Annotated in this window: 2 pseudogenes; both read right to left on the reverse strand. The window is 64.0% G+C overall.

Annotated features, from left to right (window positions below):
- Nucleotides 1-311 (reverse strand): annotated as a pseudogene (locus ACZXDY_RS46345) (insulinase family protein); the annotation flags it as partial.
- 59 nt (nucleotides 312-370) lie between these two features.
- A pseudogene (locus ACZXDY_RS46350) lies at nucleotides 371-533 on the reverse strand (insulinase family protein); the annotation flags it as partial.

A 533-nucleotide genomic window follows, 5' to 3' on the forward strand; every position in this document is an offset into this window, starting at 1 on the left:
TCCTTGAGCATGCGCAGCGAGCCGCGGAAATTGTCGCGCTGCGAGGAAAAGCTCAATTCGATGGCGCGGCGATCGAGCCGCTCGTGGAAGGTCTTGGAATCGAGATCGCCGGAACCTTCGTCGAGCAGGTCGCCGACCAGATTGCCGACGCCGGGCTTGGCGGCGGGATCCTGGCTGGCGCCGCCGCCGAAGGCATATTCCATCGCGATCAGCGGCACGGTCGAATCCTGCACGAACCAAGCCTCGATGCCGCCGGGGGATACGAGACGCTGAATCTTGGTTGCAGCCTGCGACGGGCGCGATGCGAGCATCGTCGTCAGCGCGAGCGCGCTGCCGCCGACGAGGACCGAACGCCGAGTGAGAGAATAAGTCACGAGCGCTTCTCCTCGCGTTTGGGCGCAGTATCCTTGATCAAATAACCGGTCACGGAACGCTTCTTGTCGAGCCAGTTTTGCGCGGCTTCGCGGACCTGTTCGGCGGTGACGGCGCGGATGCGCTCGGGCCAGCTCCTGATATCGTCGACGCTCAAACCC

It is taken from the genome of Bradyrhizobium sp. LeoB3 (assembly GCF_055456055.1).